Genomic DNA, 16,261 nt, shown 5'->3' with positions numbered 1-16,261 from the left:
TTTTAGAAGTTTATCTATAAAGGGACCTTTGGGTCAATAAATTCATAATTTAAAGCTGTTGGTCCTATGAAAATGCCAGTCCCCCATTGATATCAATATTAGTACCTGTAATGAAAGATGTTTCCGAGGAAGCCAAAAAAGCAGCCGCATTCGCAATTTCCTCCGCCGTACCTTCTCGGCGCAAAGGTGTTATGCCCGCAACTTTTTCACGAATTTCATCTGTGGTGAACGTATCATGAAAAGATGTAGCTATCATTCCCGGACATAAAGAATTTACCCTAATGTTTTTTGGTCCTACTTCTTTTGCAAGACCTCTGGTAAAGGTGGTAATAGCCCCTTTTGAAGTTGCATAAGCTATAGACCCACCACCACCGCCATCGCGTGCGGCCAAAGAAGATAAGTTTATTATGGACGCACCCGAATTCATATGTGGCAATACCGCTTTACAAACCAAAAAAGTAGAGTTTAAGTTAAGTTGTATCACCTTGTTGAAAAAGGTCTCATCCATTTCGGCAATGGTTTTTCGGGCAACCAATCCTCCTGCATTGTTAACCAATATATCAATAGCCTGGCCATAGGCGGTTGTAGCTTCTTTAACCAACTTGGCCACATCTGCACTTTGTGTCATATCGCCTTTAACAATAATCCCTTCACCTCCCGAAGCCTTAATGGCACTCAGGGTATCATTGGCATTAGCTTCATTATGGTAATAATTGACCACAACCTTGGCCCCTTCTTTGGCCAATTTTATTGAAATGGCTTTTCCTATATCTCTAGTTCCACCTGTTACGATAGCTACTTTTCCTTTTAAATTCATAGTTTCTTATTTAGTCATAAAATCCTCCCGAATGGGACTGAAAACATCGATCAATACTCCGGCTTCTTTGCAGATGGCCCCATGCATTACATGGGGAGGAATGTAAAAGGAATCCCCGCCTTTCATAAGTCTTGTTTCGGCACCTATGGTGAGTTCAAACTCGCCACTAACCACGTAGGTTACCTGCGAGTGGTAATGTTTGTGCATTTCACCAATTCCACCTTTGTCAAATTTCACATTTACCAACATAATTTTGTCATCGTACCCCATAATTTGACGTTGTACTCCCTGGCCCACGGTTTCCCATGCAATATCTTCGCCTTTAATAAACTCCTTACTTGATCCAAAACTTTCCATATTTTTTGTTTAGTTAATTTGATTGAAATAATAAGGTCCTTCCCATTTGTATGCCTTGTCACCTACGTTTAGCACATGCCCTTTTAAAGTTGACGTTTCTTGGTTGGAGACAATCAATAGGTTAGAATTTCCGTTATGAAGGTCTATTACCACTGCAGTATAATCCGCATCGTTATACAGTACAGCTACTTTGGCAACATTACTATTTGCCCCTACCGCAAATTCCGAAACGGGGCTGTAATGCCCATGTGGTTCAATTACCGTTACAAACAAGGTATTCTGTGTATCCTTTCTTCTTAGCATTAATGCGGCATCCCTTCGTAAATTAAAATCAGGGTCGTTGGCACCTAATCTGGTGAAAAACAACTCATCACTTAATTCTGTAATTGTGGTTATCGTATAGAACTTTTTGGAATGTAGCCATGATAGTTTTGTATTCTCCATTATTGGGGCTCCCTTGCCTTCAACCCAAAGATGCTGATAACCATTGTCATCTCCTAAAGTGGTCAGTACCTGGGGCATCTCATACTCAAAATTTGTTTCCATTAGCTGTCCCATAAAATAAAAGGGCAGATCATACTTGTTTTTTTTATTTGATGACAATCTAATTATATCCAAAACGTATGGTTTTTCTAGACTTTTGTCCTTAATCATGGCCATGGTTCTGTGCATTTCCGTATTGGGATATGCATTGGTCTCCTTAGCGCTCACCAATTGTACTTTGTTATCGGAGGCGTCAAAAAAAAGTAGTTCCGAATGGTTTTTGCTACCTATTTCATAAGAGCCTTTAAAATGCGATGTCTCATTTTGTGTAACTGTATTGTGCGCAATAGTTTGCTTTGCCCAACTGGCATTCTCTTTTAAATAGTTGCCTCCACCCTTTTGTTCAATATTGACAAATCTTGCCAGACCATAATCTTGGATTACCTCTTCACCTTTTTCGTAAAGGGAAAAGGACAGTTTGTCGTAATGTCCATGACTTAAACCTTGAGCTCCGTATTTGAACACCAAAGTAAGTTCCTCTTCTCCATACCGAAGAACACCAACTCCTCCTTGCTTACCTTTAGGCCCATCATTAAACTTAACCGATTTCTTTTGAAAAGGTTGTGCCTTTCCATCCCTTATTGCTAGGGCAACTGACATCCCCGTATCGTCTAAAACAACTCTATCCTGTTTTTCAGCAATGCTCAATAATTGAGGGTTGTTGCCTCCAAAATGATATGCTATATCTACCGCGGTAACTAATTCCCTTGCGTGATAGGACATCCCTTTTTGGCCATCATTTAAAGGAAAAAACTCTCCATCGGCGTCTGTTAGGTTCAGTAATGTATTAACCGATCTCAGTAATACGCTATCCTTTCTTTCAAAAATTTTTAGTTCCGGTTTTACGTTGTGCAATGCTTGGGCAAAAATTAAGAATGGATACATGGCATATCGCTGGTAATAAGGCCCTTCCGTATAATAACCATCGGGAGAAAAGGGTTCGTCCAAATTGGCCAAAAAGCCCGTTTTTTGACCTTCAACTTTTATAAACCCACCGTCATCGTCCTTTGCCCCTATTGCTAAATTATCTTCTTTTAATCCGTTCAACGCCCTTTCTAAAAGTTCATCATCATTCATTGCCAAAGCAATCATACCCACAGCGGCATTGCCCCAGGTACTGTGGTTATGTACCCTATTATAAAACTGTGGATTACCTCGTGAAATAAAATCTGCAAAAGGCCTAAAAAGGTTTTCTTCCAGCTTTAGCCTTTCTTCAGGCTCTAGCCATTCATAAATGCAATCATACGCCTGACTTACATAGACCAGCCAATTGGAATCGTTGAGGCATTGCCAAAATATTTTCCCTCTGGCATAGGATCTTTCTTGTGGGTGAACCGGCAAGTCTAGGTACATTTCTTCATACGCAAATAGCATATCCCGAATATAAATGGCATATTTTTCCTCCTTCAGTATCTGGAACAATACTCCTGCTTTTTGCATTACAAGAAAATTTCTCTTGTGCCTTTCATGGGTATACCCTCCAGAAAAATCTTTGGGCAATGGTACCTTGATTCCTATAGCTATTTCCTTATCTATTTCTTTTTTGGCCTCTGATAAGGTAGCATCAAAAACTGGTGCATTGCCCAAATGACCCCTTATCTCTTCTACACCGATCTTGGTAAGAATAAGACTTGGGTGTTCTTGGGCTACTAATACATTGATAAATGCCAAATACATAAGAAATAGTCCAAAAACAAAACTTCTCAATGTCTCATGTCTTAGTAAATTCATGCTGTGCTATTGTTTAAGAAGTCCCAAATCCAATCCATCAGTGCCTTTTCCTTTTAAGGACGAAGACCCCTTCAGTCCATAGTTGTTTTCCTCGGAAAAACCGGGATCTAATGACCAAAGGTTTTCAATTCTGTACTTTTGATCGCCGGTGACAGTCAATTTTTCGGTATTGAAAAAGTTGTTATTCAGTACATTCACTATAGGTTCTCCCACAACTAAATGCATGTTTATACCCTTGCTTTCCTTAAAAATGTTATTCTTAATGTTTGTTTCCTGAACTCCGTATAAGGAAATGGCAGCCTTGTATTTGTTTCGGGTTCCGTGTCCCACATTATTGAACACGCAATGATCTATTTGCAAAAACGGACCAAAAGTACTTTCATCCTTGCCTCCGCGATACAATCGCAGTGCCGCTCCTTCGATATTGGTATAACTGTTATTGTTTAGCAACACATATTCTGCATTGTAAATACCTATATCATCGGTCTCCTGATCCAAGGCAACAACAGATCCTGTAATGTTTTCAAATTTGGAATTCTTTATACTCAATGTATCTGCAAAGGTATTTTTATAAACTCGGATCGCATCATAGGAGTGATTGACATCCAAGTTGGTAAAATCGCAATTGTCTATAAACAACTTATAATTGTTAATCATAGAATATTTGCTTGTTGTAATTACAGAATTCCCTGTTCGGTCTGGGGATAGTTTTCCATCAAACTTAAGGCCTTTGAGCGCTAAACTGCCTCCATTCCTAATTTCAAAGAGCGATTTCTTCTCGAACAAAACGATAGGTTTCTCTGTCTGCTTGGTGGTAAATGTAAGTGCATGGTCTACTGAAATTGTTTTGGTAAGCTCATAGGGGCCTGGGGACACCAACTCTATGATATCTCCTGGCTCAGAGTTTACCGCAGCTTCAAACAACGTATTGAGCCCAGCCACCACCGAAATTGTCTTTCCCGAAGACAAAGTTGCTTCCCTGTCTACTTTAGGATACCAGAGAACACCCGTGTTTTCTTTGGTAGCCAAATCGTTGCTTAATTTGGCGCCAATTTCCATATTATCTGGAACCAAAAGTCCCATCTGGTTTTTTTTAAGGTCCAAAGTTGCCCTGGTAAAACCCGTTTCCGAAATAGGGGTACTATTGGGCCCTATAATGTTTCCGTCGAACTTTATACCTTTTATATCATCATAGACGGTAAAAACATTATCCTTTTTCTCATTATAGAAGATGTTCTCCGAAATCACTGAATTTATAGGTGTGGCACTACGTTCTCCATCGCTTCCCGCGCATAACTGGATATGATCGCAATTTATAAAGGTATTGTTGGAAATATTGGCATCCTCTACCTGAAAGTATCTGTTTATGGGAGAATTTGGTACGCCGTTCATTACTACAAGAGCTCCTCTAAACCTATAACCCGTAAGCCCAATGCCGTAATTGTTGATAACGGTTTGTTGGCCATTGATTACTCTTATTCCACCAGTACTGGGCTTGTTGTTTCCAATAAATACATTGCCGTCTACCAGAGTTTCATTTCCATGCCTCATAGTTAGTGTACCCGTACATTCATAAAAAACATTATTCTTATAGGTATTCTGGCAAGATTTATTCGATATAATTTCGTGCTCACCATTGCACCGGTCAAAATAATTGGCCTCGACCATGGTTCTGGAATTGGTTAGCGAAAAATGACTTGTTCCAATCCTTAATGTTTCACCCCCATTAGATCCTAGATTGGGCCGTGGGCCAAAATAATTATGATCTATTTGATGCATGTTCTCCTGGCTTTCCAAGGAGTTTAATCTAACGATCATGGTTACCCCTCTGTTCCGCTTACCTTCTAGGTGATTGTGGTCTACCCTATTGTTTTTCCCATATATTGCTACCCAAGTATCAGGTTCATGCCGTTCCGGATTGGTGTAATTATCAATTACACATTCGGTAAGTCTAGAATTATTTGCCAAGGTAGAATTATCTTTCTTAAAGGAGATTACCTCCGTGGTAGGAGTATATCCATTTTTAAAAACAAGACCTTCCACCACCAAAAAATCCCCTGCAATCCTCAGATTGGATTGGCCCTCCAAACTAACCTTACCTTTTTCTTCAACGCTCAGGGTAATAGGCATTTCAGCGGTGCCTTTTCCTTCAAAGAGCAACTCGGTATCTTGCCACACTCCGTTGGCGAGCCTAATGACATCCCCAGGGCCGGCCTTAGCCACCATAGCATTAAACTCATCCACATTGCGGACAAGATTTTCAGCTTGCTCCTTGGAGGTGCACGAACTGAAAATGATAAAAAAAAGTAAGATGTTTAAGATCGATGAAAATTTCATGAATATAATTGGTTTACCAGATTGGTTTACCAAATATATGTATATTTGTCGAACCAGCAAAAGTTTAACACAAAAACTTATAAATCCGCAAAAAGATAATATTCATTTAAAACATTAATATGGAAATTTCCACCACAGAAAAACTAAAGCAAATAAGTACGGCTACAGTAGCCACTTGCTTATTTAAGAGAGGTCTTAGGCACCAGTACATCCAAAATGTACATCGTTTGCAAAAAAGGGGATATACCATGGTAGGGAAAGCCTTTACCCTTAGGTATATACCAGCAAGGGAAGATCTTAATCCCATAGAAGTATTTAAAGATCCAAAGCATTTGCAACGTGTGGCCATAGAAACTTGCCCGCAGGGTGCCGTTCTTGTTATAGACAGCAGAAAGGATGCCAGAGCCGCTTCCGCTGGGGCTATTCTTATTTCTAGATTAATGACACGTGGTGCGGCCGGGATTGTAACGGACGGGAGTTTTCGGGATAGCAGGGAAATCTCGGAATTGGACTTTCCGGCCTATCATCAACGTGCGGCTTCACCCACCAATCTAACGCTACATCAGGCAATAGCTATTAACGATCCTATAGGCTGCGGAGATGTATCGGTTTTTCCAAACGATATAATCATAGGTGATGATGACGGCGTTATGGTAATCCCGGCAAATATCGCCGATGATGTGGCCAATGAGTGTTGGGAAATGACCCTTTACGAGCAGTTTGTGATGGAACAGGTTCGCAACGGAAAATCGATTATTGGGCTTTATCCATTAACGGATAAGAAAATCAAAATCAAGTTCGAAAAGTGGAATCAAAGAAAATAACCTCCATCGAAGGATTCTCTTTCCTATTGCGTCTTAACACAAACTTTAAAGGAGTGAAGTAAAAATGTGTTGAAAATCTTCTTTATATTTGCGCTCGCGAGCAAAAAAGGCTTTTCCGATGCCCACGTGGCGGAATTGGTAGACGCGCTACCTTGAGGGGGTAGTGTTCGCAAGGACGTGCTGGTTCGACTCCAGTCGTGGGCACAACTAGGTAGATTTTATAGGCCCTACCAAGGTATGGGGGAAAGATTGGGGGAAATTTTGTTCCTTTTCTTTCCCTTTTTTATGGTCAATTCAAAACTTCACCTCCATATCGTCGAGGTACTTTTGAAGCCGTTTTCCGGTTACGAAAGGTGAGAGAAAAAGGCCCTCCCCGCTAACGGGTTCCTCTATGATCTCCACAAAGAAATTTTCCATTGTATAAAGGGAATAGAAGCATTCGACACTCTTGAAGTGGCTCAACTTCTTGCCGTGTTCCAAAAACGCGTCCCACTGTTCGGTAAGGTCCGGCCACCTGTGACAAGGTGGTTTTTTAAATGTTGGCGAAGGAAAAATTTGCATCAGCTGATCACGTTTTGCAGAAACACATAAAAACCTTAAAGATTATGAGGTTTTTATATATTTAACTTTCAGGGAAAGTTCTTATTATTGGCACTAATAATCTACTTACTTATTAACTATTTATTCCAACCATTATCATGAAAAAACAGTCTTTCCTAAAATTTACGTTTTCAGCTTTTCTTTTTCTACTCTTTCTTTCTTGTGAAACAGAATCATTGCAATTGGATAAGGTTCAGGAGACGGGACGATCCAATGTTCTTGTTGAACAAGTAGATTTTAGTGCAGTCCCCGAATTGTCCCAAGTCTTAAGTGATGCGTCGGGAAAATCGAATATAGCAAGGTCCTATTCGAAGAAAGGGGATTCCAAGTTTTGGTTAGATGAGCAGGACGTGTTGAAATTAAGGGATTCCGTTAACAATGAGAGTTATACAATAGTCATCCATACCGACGAACCTTCGCCTACCACCTTCTACAATCTTGTAGTAACCAAAAGAGCGGACGGAAATCCTATAGTTCCCTTTGTCGTGGAATATAATTTTAATAATGGAAATATATCAAGTTTTGCTGAGGATGATAACAAAGAGTTCGATGGTACGGTCAACATCTATTCCTTTACGGAGTTTTCCCAAGCTACTGGATTGAATTCAAAAAGTGGTAATCCCGTGGCATGCTTTCAAGATGTCGGCAAGAAAAACAATACCGTTGTAGGCAATAATAGTTCGGGTACATCTACCGGGTCTAGCGGTGGTTCCTCAACTACCGGGTCTTCCAATACATCTGGAACGGTGAGTGTGACACGTCCCCATATATCAGTAAGTAGAACTAGAACTAGGGGATCGGTTACCGCAGGGGTCGGGAGATTCCATATGCCACCATTGACCTCTAACAAACAGACCCAAAAAACGGGAATTGTTGGGAAAGAAGAGACAAATGTCTGTCCAGAGGGATGGGTTAGTATTCCCATTAATGAGATAAAGGATATTCCGCCTAGCTGTAAAAGTTTTGATTTTAGAAGTACAGGGGCTAACTGGCAGGAATCTTCCGTAATAGGTATTAGATTCAACATTTTCGTTTTACAGATAATAGGAGGTGTTCGGGTCAGAAAAAAACACACTATTCTCTTCACTCAGCCTGTCAAATTTGGATTGCCAAGAAAATTTGCCAATGGAACAACTATTCCTTCCGGTTTAGCGGCAGAAATAGGAGCAAAAGCTATAAACCATGCAATCGATGATGTAATTTCAAAATACCATAATATAGTCGTAAATTCCACCAGTGTTCTTCGTTCAGATTTCCAATCAAAGTTAAAAAAAGAGTTTCGAGAATTTTCAAATGGGGGAAGAGTGAACTTTAATGATATGACATCGGCAACAAGAGCGACACAATATAGGACTTACGGTGTGATTCCTGATAATTGCTATTAGCTATATGATCGAAAAAGAGCTGATATTGATTGCCTATGACCATTACCCACGAAATGTTGACAGCATTTCCGATAAAGACTCTTATATCTTATCAAAACAGCATAGAAAACTATTAGACAAAATTGAAAGACATAACAAACCTTATTCCAAGAACATTGTTGGATTGATTGAAGAATTGAAACTTTTGGGAGCTAAGGAATTTGATTTTAATGATGCCACATATTTTGACTGGCAAGACAGATGCTTTACTTTTGAGTTCATAAAGAATATTGGAGATAAGGTTTTAATTTTGAAGTTTTATAAAAGTATAATTGCTCCATATTTTTCTATACAATATTTTCAATCCAAAGAAGTCGACAATTCGAATAGGTATCTAATGATTTCAAAAGTTGAATTTGATCAAGCAGATTTTGTTAATGGAATATGTAAAATTGCCAATAAGCATGAGTTGAAGAAATTGCCATTGGATTTAATCAGGAAAAAGGTTCCAGATATTAACTTTGATGATATTCGTATGGGTAAATTCACATATTTCAACGTTCTTTTTAATAGTCAAACATTTTAATTATGAATCTAAAAATCAACATTTTATTGTTTTGTGTTTTGCTTATTGCCCTTTTATATGGAGATAGGTCATTTTCTATTGGATTCCATGCTAATCATTATGTTTTTAGTTTAATTGACATCATCATAGTTTTGCTAACGGTGATGACAGGAATATATTTAGTATTTAATGTTACAAAAGCAGTCAAGCATATGCATAATCAATGAAGTATGATCAAATTTTGTCCTATAAAAAAGTTAATGATGATTATTGCCGTAATTTCTTTGGCTCTTTGGTCTATTGCATTGTTCAAGGGTGATTTTTTGATAGACCTTCATGTAAAGGATGTATATCTAATATTTGAATACCATCTATTGCCTGTTTTAATGACAATTTTGTTACTTGCCATAGGTTTGTTTCATTTTTCCAAAAGGTTGAAAAGATGATGAAAATAACTCAATAAGCTACCTTAGATAACCGTTCCTTTTAAGTTTACGTTTTTCCCTATCGGAAAGTAATTTTAAAGGGATGCAGTCCTTACCAGAAAAAGCATTAATGGATTTCTGATTGTTGGTAGGGTCCAAAGTGATCGTGATACTATCGGATTTTTTGATCTTATCGATTTGGATCTCGTTCTTTATTTCATTTTTGATGCTCTCCTTGTCGATGGCCCTTTCGATCGTAGGGGTCAACTATGCCACGACCTGTTTGTTCGCCTCCTTTGATGCCATATAGCCTATTAATCCTCCCACCAATGCGGAAACGATTACTATTATTAGATTTTCCGATAAATTTTTAAAGCTCATGGTTTAATGATTAATGGTCTTTCATCGGTGTTCATATACCCCGCATGTGTCCATGTCAAAGTATCCTCAAAATCCTCCAAGGTGTTTATCTTCTTTAGCTTGCCTTGCCTTATAAGGTCATGCACAAACGCGAAAAACTCCCTATGCTTACCGTTTACAGGCTCCAGGTCGAATGTGTTTCCATGCTTATGGGCGGAGAACTCTCGGACCCGTCCTCATCGTCGGACGGTCTAAGGCCGCGTGAATCGAGCCCAAGGGCAAGTCGATTTATATAGACCCCTGACCCATGTTTGGCAAACCATTCGTCACGGATAAAAATCCAGATTACGAAGACAATCTCCGTCCAACCTACGCCAACAATCGATTTCCCTTAAGGCAGCAAGTGGGCACAAAACCGCTGAAAACCTAAACTTTTAGGAACAGCGGTTTTTTTGTTTTCCAATATTTACTTTATCATTAACTTCGAATGATTAATTGCAACAAAAGAACAGGCGCTAGTTGAAATAAATGGGTAAAAAAACTATTATTATCGGCGGAGGAATTGTAGGTCTAAGTTGTGCCTACTATTTATCGGAACTGGGTTACGAAGTAACCGTAATAGACAAATCTGAAATGGACGGGGGTGCTTCCTACGTTAACGCAGGTTATCTTACTCCAAGTCATATCATCCCTTTAGCATCACCTGGTATGATGGCCAAGGGCATTAAGTGGATGTTTAAAAGTGCCAGTCCGTTTTATATGCAACCACGATTGGATATGGATTTCCTTAAGTGGGCCTGGTATTTTAGTCGCTCCTCTACTTCTTCACATGTAGAAAAAGCCATTCCATTGATAAAGGACATAAACCTCCTTAGTATGGACTTATATGGAGATATGCATGCCTCCGGTAATCTGGGTAACTTTCAATTGGAGAAAAAAGGCCTTTTAATGCTTTACAAAACGACCAAGGAGGGAAATCATGAAAAAGAGGTAGCCTTACGCGCTAAGGACGAAGGTTTGGAAGTACGCGAACTTACGAAAGACCAACTCAATACCTTGCAGCCTAACTTAAGTGATGAGATAGATGGTGCCGTACATTACCTGTGCGATGCGCATACTTCGCCAAATGAAATTATGCAAAATCTAAAACGATATCTTTCGGAAAATGGGGTAGATTTTAAATTGAGGGAAGAAGCGATCGATTTTACCTTTCAAAACAAAAAGATTTCGAAGGTGATCACCAACAAGGGGAGCTACGAAGCGGATGATGTTATTATCGCCGCTGGTTCATGGAGCCAGAACTTGGCAAAAAAACTTCGGCTCAAAATTAATTTGCAAGCCGGTAAAGGGTATCGCATCAATGTTAAGAGACCTACGGATGTTATACTTCCTGCCATATTAATGGAAGCCAAAGTGGCCGTAACCCCCATGAAAGAATTTACAAGATTTGCAGGTACTATGGAACTGTCAGGGATAAACCATAAAATAAAGACCAACAGGGTAAGGGCCATTGCCCACGCGGCAGGCAGCTATTATAATGGACTCGAAATTTCAGAAACTGAAATAAGTGCCGCCAAATGTGGATTGCGACCAGTTTCACCAGATGGATTGCCCTACATTGGAAAAACTTCGAAATTTGACAACTTAACGATAGCCACCGGCCACGCAATGATGGGGTGGAGTTTGGGGCCCGCCACTGGAAAATTGATTTCTGAGATTATATCCGATAGTAAACTATCCATGGATATATCCGGGTTTCATCCAGAACGAAAGTTTTAATTTATAACCTCCGTACCTTCACATTTCTAAACCATACACCAGCACCATGGTCTTGCAGACCAAGATACCCGTTCTCTACGTTACCGTAATCTGGATAATCGTTCCATTTGCCACTATTGCGTTTGGCCTTCCAATCATCCGAAAATTTATCGAACTCCACTACCTTTTCTCCATTTAGCCAATGCTCTACCTTCCCTTTGTTAAAAATTACCCGGGTACTATTCCATTCGCCAACAGGTTTTAGCACCTTATTGGAATTGGTAGGATGCATGGCATAATTAGATCCTGCCGTCTGCCAATCCTCTAAGGGGTCCGGAAAACCCTCATCATCCAAAATCTGATATTCCGGCCCTGTCTGATAGGGTGAATGGTAAATGGTATCCTCCACAACATGGTAAAAAATACCACTATTTCCTCCCTTGCTTATTTTCCATTCCAAGCTAAATTCAAAATTATCATATTGTTCGGTGCTTATGATATCTCCGCCTACATCCCCTGCTGTCCCAAAACACTCAATAATATCGTCTTTGATCACCCAGTTTCCTGGTAGGGAATCTTGATTGTAGCCGCGCCACTGATCTGCGCCCATTAGCGAAATCCATTCATTTTCTATCGTTTCGGGCGTAGATTTTTCAACAACTTGTGATTCTTTTTTGTTTTGTTTGCATGCCACAACCATAGACAACATACAAACCAACACTAGTATTCTTCGCATAACCATTAATTTATATTTTTTTCATGTTTACCGGGTCCCACCTTATAGCGGAATCCTCAAAATAACTATCATTACAAGCTAACGCAGGTGCAGCGGCCCCATAGCCAAATACCGCATCTTCCGCCACACTTTTTCCACCCCGTATTGCTGTAAACCAATTGGCAAAATGGTCATAGTGCGCCTCTTTATACCCTTTTTCCGCTTCATAAACGATCTCTTCCTGTGGTAGCATGTTTTTACGGCCCATGCCCCAAGCACCGATCAATGCTATTTGAACCATATCGTTGGCCGTGTATTTTGGTCTGGGCATGTAAATGCCCTTTGGCCCCGAGTTAGCCGTAATAATGGAGGGTGCGCCGGCAATGGCCACTGTATCCGCCCCCTAAGGTTTTTAAAAACTGTTTTCTTGTTTGTATGGCTTTTTTAGACATTTTCTTGTAGCACTTATGTGTTACACATAAATATATTAATTAATAGTATAACTACGGAATTTTAGGCTAAGCCATTAAAATATTATCATTTATGGATTATTTTGTTAAACTTTAACTTTCGGTTTTTCACCTTATCAGGTTTTATTTGTAGGTTTGTTTAACAGTTTTATAAAAAACATGAACAACGTTAAAAAATCGTTTAGCATTCGGGATTTGGAAAACCTATCGGGCATAAAGGCTCATACCATTAGAATTTGGGAAAAAAGATACGACCTCTTGTCACCGGAACGCACCAGTACCAACATCAGAACCTACAGTTTAAGTAGCCTGCAGAAATTATTGAACATTACCATGCTTTACAGTAATGGTTATAAGATATCCAAGATTGCCCGCATACCGGAAAAGGATATTCCTGTGCTTGTAAGGGAAATTGTCTCTAAAAACAGCGTTGAAGATCATGCCCTGAACGCTTTTAAACTTTCTATGATCAATTTTGACCAAAGTTTGTTTTTCAATACCTACAACGGTCTTTTGTCGGAGTTTTCTTTTCGGGATATTTTTAAACAGGTTTTTATACCCCTGTTGAACGAACTGGGGCTACTATGGCAAACAGATACCATAAGTCCGGCCCATGAGCATTTTATTACCAGTCTTATAAAGCAGAAGATAATTATCAATACCGAAAAGCTACAAATCTTGGCACCTACGAAAAGGGACAAGACTTTTGTGCTGTTTTTGCCAGAAAATGAAATTCATGAAATTGGCCTGTTATTTATTAACTATGAAATTGTACTTAGAGGCTACAAGGCCATCTATCTAGGGCAGACAGTTCCCATAGACAGCTTGCAAGATCTTCTTAAGTATTACGACGATCTTAATTTTGTGTCTTACTTTACCGTTGAACCGTCCAAAGACAAAATAAATAAATATCTGCAGCAGTTTGGTAAAGGAATTAATCAAAAAGGAAATTATAAACTTTGGATACTTGGCCACCAGGTGCAACATATTACCCCTGAGCATCTGCCCAAGTCCATAGAGGTGTTCAACTCCATTGAACAACTTGTCAACGGATTATAAGATGTATTGGGGAAGTAATCTACCAGGATATGAGTAAAAAGGTTATTGTTATTGGCTCTGGTTTTTCTTCGCTCTCCGCATCTTGCTACCTCGCAAAGCAGGGTTTTGTTGTAGAGGTATACGAAAAGAACAACGCCACAGGAGGACGAGCTGGACAATTGGTCAGGAACGGATTTACATTCGACACCGGACCAAGTTGGTATTGGATGCCCGATATCTTTGATAAGTTCTTCGGGGATTTCGGAAAGAAAACATCGGATTACTACTCCTTGGATAAGCTAAGCCCAGCCTACAAAATCTTTTTTACGGACGATGTAGTTACCATTGGAGATACCATGGACAAGATCTGTACAGAATTTGAACGTATAGAACCTGGCAGTTCCGAACATCTTCGCAAATTTATAGCCAGCGCCCAGAAAAATTACGACATTGCCATCAACAAAGTTGTGCTAAGGCCCGGGCTTTCTCCGTTGGAATTAGTTACCAAGGAAACTGTTTTAAGGGTAGATCACTTTTTTAAAACCATTAGTTCCGAAGTACGGAAGCGTTTCAAAAACCCAAAATTAATATCGACTCTAGAATTCCCTGTTCTTTTTTTAGGGGCAAAACCGAGTGATACCCCCGCCTTTTATAGTTTTATGAACTTCGCAGATTTTGGGCTTGGCACTTGGCATCCCAAAGGAGGAATGTATCAGATTATTAGAGCTATGCAAACCCTTGCCGAGGAACTAGATGTAAAAATCCACACCAATAGCCAGGTTGATGGCATTAGGGTTAAGAAAGGGAAAGCCGTAGGGATCTTGTGCAAGGGGCAAGAAATTGACGCCGATTTGGTTTTAAGTGGCGCAGATTATCATCATTCCGAAACCCTTTTAAACCCGGAAGATCGGCAGTACTCAGAAAACTATTGGGGCAAAAAGACCTTTGCACCCTCGTCCTTGCTCTTTTATATCGGATTTAATCGAAAATTGGAAAATGTGGAGCATCATAATCTTTTTTTCGATACAGATTTCGAGCACCACTCCAAAGAGATTTATGACACGCCTAAATGGCCAAAAGACCCTTTGTTTTATGCAAACTTCCCTTCCGTAACAGATCCTTCCATGGCACCAAAGGATTGTGAGACCGGCTTTTTTTTAATTCCAATAGCACCTGGCTTGGAAGATACCCCGCAGTTACGGAATCAATATTTTGATATTATTATGACCCGATTTAGCGAAAGGACCGGTTGTAATATTGAGAATAATATTATTTTTAAAGAGTCCTTTTGCGTAAACGATTTTATTGAAAAGTACAACTCCTACAAGGGAAATGCCTATGGTATGGCCAATACGTTATCCCAGACCGCATTTCTTAGGCCCAAATTAATGAGTAAAAAAGTGAAGAACCTTTTCTTCACTGGTCAACTTACAGTACCTGGTCCCGGAGTTCCCCCATCATTGATTTCCGGAAAATTAGTGTCGGAACTAATTTCTAAAAACATTAATAATTAAGTAATGAAGACCATTTTTGATACTGTATCATATAACTGTAGTAAGCTTGTAACCGAGTCCTATAGTACTTCCTTTGCCTTGGCTACAAAAATGTTGGATACCTCCATTAGGGCAGATATTTACAACATTTATGGATTTGTACGCTTTGCCGACGAAATAGTGGATACTTTTCATGATTACAACAAAAAAGAACTCTTTGATAAGTTTGAAACTGATCTGGAAAAAGCATTGGAAGACAGAATTAGTTTAAACCCTATATTGAATGCTTTTCAGCATACTTATCATAAGTATGGGATTCCCCACCATTTAGTAAGTTCGTTTATGGAGAGTATGCGCATGGATCTGGTAAAAAAGGTATACCTAACCCAGGAAGAGTACCAAGCGTACATTTACGGATCTGCCGATGTAGTTGGCCTTATGTGCCTTAGGGTATTTGTTAAGGGAGACGATCAACAATACTTGGAACTAAAAGATAGTGCCATGGCCTTGGGTTCGGCCTTCCAAAAAGTGAATTTTCTTAGGGATCTTAAGACGGACTACGAAGACCTGAACAGAACCTATTTTCCCAACACAAACCTTAACGAGCTGGACGAAGTTTCCAAAAATAGAATAGTCAATGAAATTAAGGCCGATTTTAAACTAGGCTACTCTGGCATTATAAAACTACCCCATGAGGCCAAATTTGGGGTATATACGGCATATAAGTATTATTCCAAACTGCTACAAAAATTGCAGAAAACACCACCTTTGGAAATAAAGAACTCCCGTATACGAGTTCCCAATTATCAAAAATTTGGTCTACTCGCAAAATCATATGTAGACTATAAATTACAATTGGTATAA

The 16,261-nt window shown here is 39.5% G+C and carries 15 protein-coding genes and 1 tRNA gene; 9 read left to right on the top strand and 7 right to left on the bottom strand.

Translation table 11 applies throughout. From position 1 onward, the window contains the following. Nucleotides 1-64: 64 nt before the first annotated feature. From ACEQ81_RS14705 to ACEQ81_RS14690, 4 genes are read right to left on the bottom strand one after another with little or no spacing between them, the layout of a single operon-like run. Nucleotides 65-817, bottom strand: coding sequence for an SDR family NAD(P)-dependent oxidoreductase (locus ACEQ81_RS14705; RefSeq protein WP_411031672.1), 753 nt, complete (start codon nt 815-817; stop codon nt 65-67). 6 nt (nt 818-823) lie between these two features. Continuing rightward, nucleotides 824-1,174, bottom strand: a complete 351-nt coding sequence (locus tag ACEQ81_RS14700; protein WP_411031671.1) for a cupin domain-containing protein — start codon at nt 1,172-1,174, stop codon at nt 824-826. A gap of 9 nt (nt 1,175-1,183) precedes the next feature. Next, entirely contained in the window at nt 1,184-3,448 is a 2,265-nt protein-coding gene (locus tag ACEQ81_RS14695) for an alginate lyase family protein (RefSeq protein ID WP_411031670.1), read from the bottom strand. 6 nt (nt 3,449-3,454) lie between these two features. Then, on the bottom strand, nt 3,455-5,785 hold the full coding sequence (locus ACEQ81_RS14690) for a chondroitinase-B domain-containing protein (protein ID WP_411031669.1): 2,331 nt from the start codon (nt 5,783-5,785) through the stop codon (nt 3,455-3,457). Between the two features lie 119 nt (nt 5,786-5,904). On the opposite strand from ACEQ81_RS14690, the gene ACEQ81_RS14685 reads away from it, so the two are divergent. From ACEQ81_RS14685 to ACEQ81_RS14665, 5 genes are all read left to right on the top strand, one after another. Next, nucleotides 5,905-6,609 carry a ribonuclease activity regulator RraA gene (locus tag ACEQ81_RS14685; RefSeq protein ID WP_411031668.1) on the top strand — a complete coding sequence of 235 codons (705 nt, stop codon included), beginning with the start codon at nt 5,905-5,907 and terminating at the stop codon, nt 6,607-6,609. A 120-nt stretch (nt 6,610-6,729) separates the two neighbouring features. Beyond that, nucleotides 6,730-6,813: transfer RNA gene (locus tag ACEQ81_RS14680), tRNA-Leu, on the top strand. A gap of 494 nt (nt 6,814-7,307) precedes the next feature. Beyond that, nucleotides 7,308-8,594 (top strand): hypothetical protein, encoded by a 1,287-nt coding sequence (locus ACEQ81_RS14675; RefSeq protein ID WP_411031667.1) that lies wholly within the window; start codon nt 7,308-7,310, stop codon nt 8,592-8,594. Between the two features lie 4 nt (nt 8,595-8,598). Further along, complete coding sequence (locus ACEQ81_RS14670) at nt 8,599-9,159, top strand: hypothetical protein (protein ID WP_411031666.1); 561 nt, start codon at nt 8,599-8,601, stop codon at nt 9,157-9,159. A 209-nt stretch (nt 9,160-9,368) separates the two neighbouring features. Continuing rightward, nucleotides 9,369-9,584, top strand: a complete 216-nt coding sequence (locus ACEQ81_RS14665; RefSeq protein ID WP_411031665.1) for a hypothetical protein — start codon at nt 9,369-9,371, stop codon at nt 9,582-9,584. Nucleotides 9,585-9,602: 18 nt separating this feature from the next. Here the strand turns inward: ACEQ81_RS14665 and ACEQ81_RS14660 are convergent, their stop codons facing one another. Continuing rightward, nucleotides 9,603-9,830 (bottom strand): hypothetical protein, encoded by a 228-nt coding sequence (locus ACEQ81_RS14660; RefSeq protein ID WP_411031664.1) that lies wholly within the window; start codon nt 9,828-9,830, stop codon nt 9,603-9,605. 621 nt (nt 9,831-10,451) lie between these two features. On the opposite strand from ACEQ81_RS14660, the gene ACEQ81_RS14655 reads away from it, so the two are divergent. Then, the gene (locus ACEQ81_RS14655; protein ID WP_411031663.1) at nt 10,452-11,702 is read left to right on the top strand and encodes an NAD(P)/FAD-dependent oxidoreductase; all 1,251 of its coding nucleotides are present in this window, start codon (nt 10,452-10,454) and stop codon (nt 11,700-11,702) included. A 1-nt stretch (nt 11,703) separates the two neighbouring features. Here ACEQ81_RS14655 and ACEQ81_RS14650 read toward each other — a convergent pair whose 3' ends face one another. Together ACEQ81_RS14650 and ACEQ81_RS14645 are read right to left on the bottom strand one after the other, a co-directional pair. Continuing rightward, complete coding sequence (locus ACEQ81_RS14650; RefSeq protein ID WP_411031662.1) at nt 11,704-12,417, bottom strand: DUF1080 domain-containing protein; 714 nt, start codon at nt 12,415-12,417, stop codon at nt 11,704-11,706. A 10-nt stretch (nt 12,418-12,427) separates the two neighbouring features. Then, complete coding sequence (locus tag ACEQ81_RS14645) at nt 12,428-12,727, bottom strand: hypothetical protein (RefSeq protein WP_411031661.1); 300 nt, start codon at nt 12,725-12,727, stop codon at nt 12,428-12,430. Between the two features lie 298 nt (nt 12,728-13,025). On the opposite strand from ACEQ81_RS14645, the gene ACEQ81_RS14640 reads away from it, so the two are divergent. From ACEQ81_RS14640 to ACEQ81_RS14630, 3 genes are read left to right on the top strand one after another with little or no spacing between them, the layout of a single operon-like run. Beyond that, nucleotides 13,026-13,925, top strand: coding sequence for a MerR family transcriptional regulator (locus ACEQ81_RS14640; RefSeq protein ID WP_411031660.1), 900 nt, complete (start codon nt 13,026-13,028; stop codon nt 13,923-13,925). A 29-nt stretch (nt 13,926-13,954) separates the two neighbouring features. Further along, entirely contained in the window at nt 13,955-15,418 is a 1,464-nt protein-coding gene (locus ACEQ81_RS14635; protein ID WP_411031659.1) for a phytoene desaturase family protein, read from the top strand. Nucleotides 15,419-15,421: 3 nt separating this feature from the next. Next, nucleotides 15,422-16,261, top strand: a complete 840-nt coding sequence (locus tag ACEQ81_RS14630) for a phytoene/squalene synthase family protein (protein WP_411031658.1) — start codon at nt 15,422-15,424, stop codon at nt 16,259-16,261.

Origin of the sequence: Spongiimicrobium sp. 3-5 (genome assembly GCF_046557915.1) — a bacterium.
Taxonomy (GTDB): domain Bacteria; phylum Bacteroidota; class Bacteroidia; order Flavobacteriales; family Flavobacteriaceae; genus JBHEBG01.
This window is presented reverse-complemented; position numbering and strand designations above follow the sequence as displayed.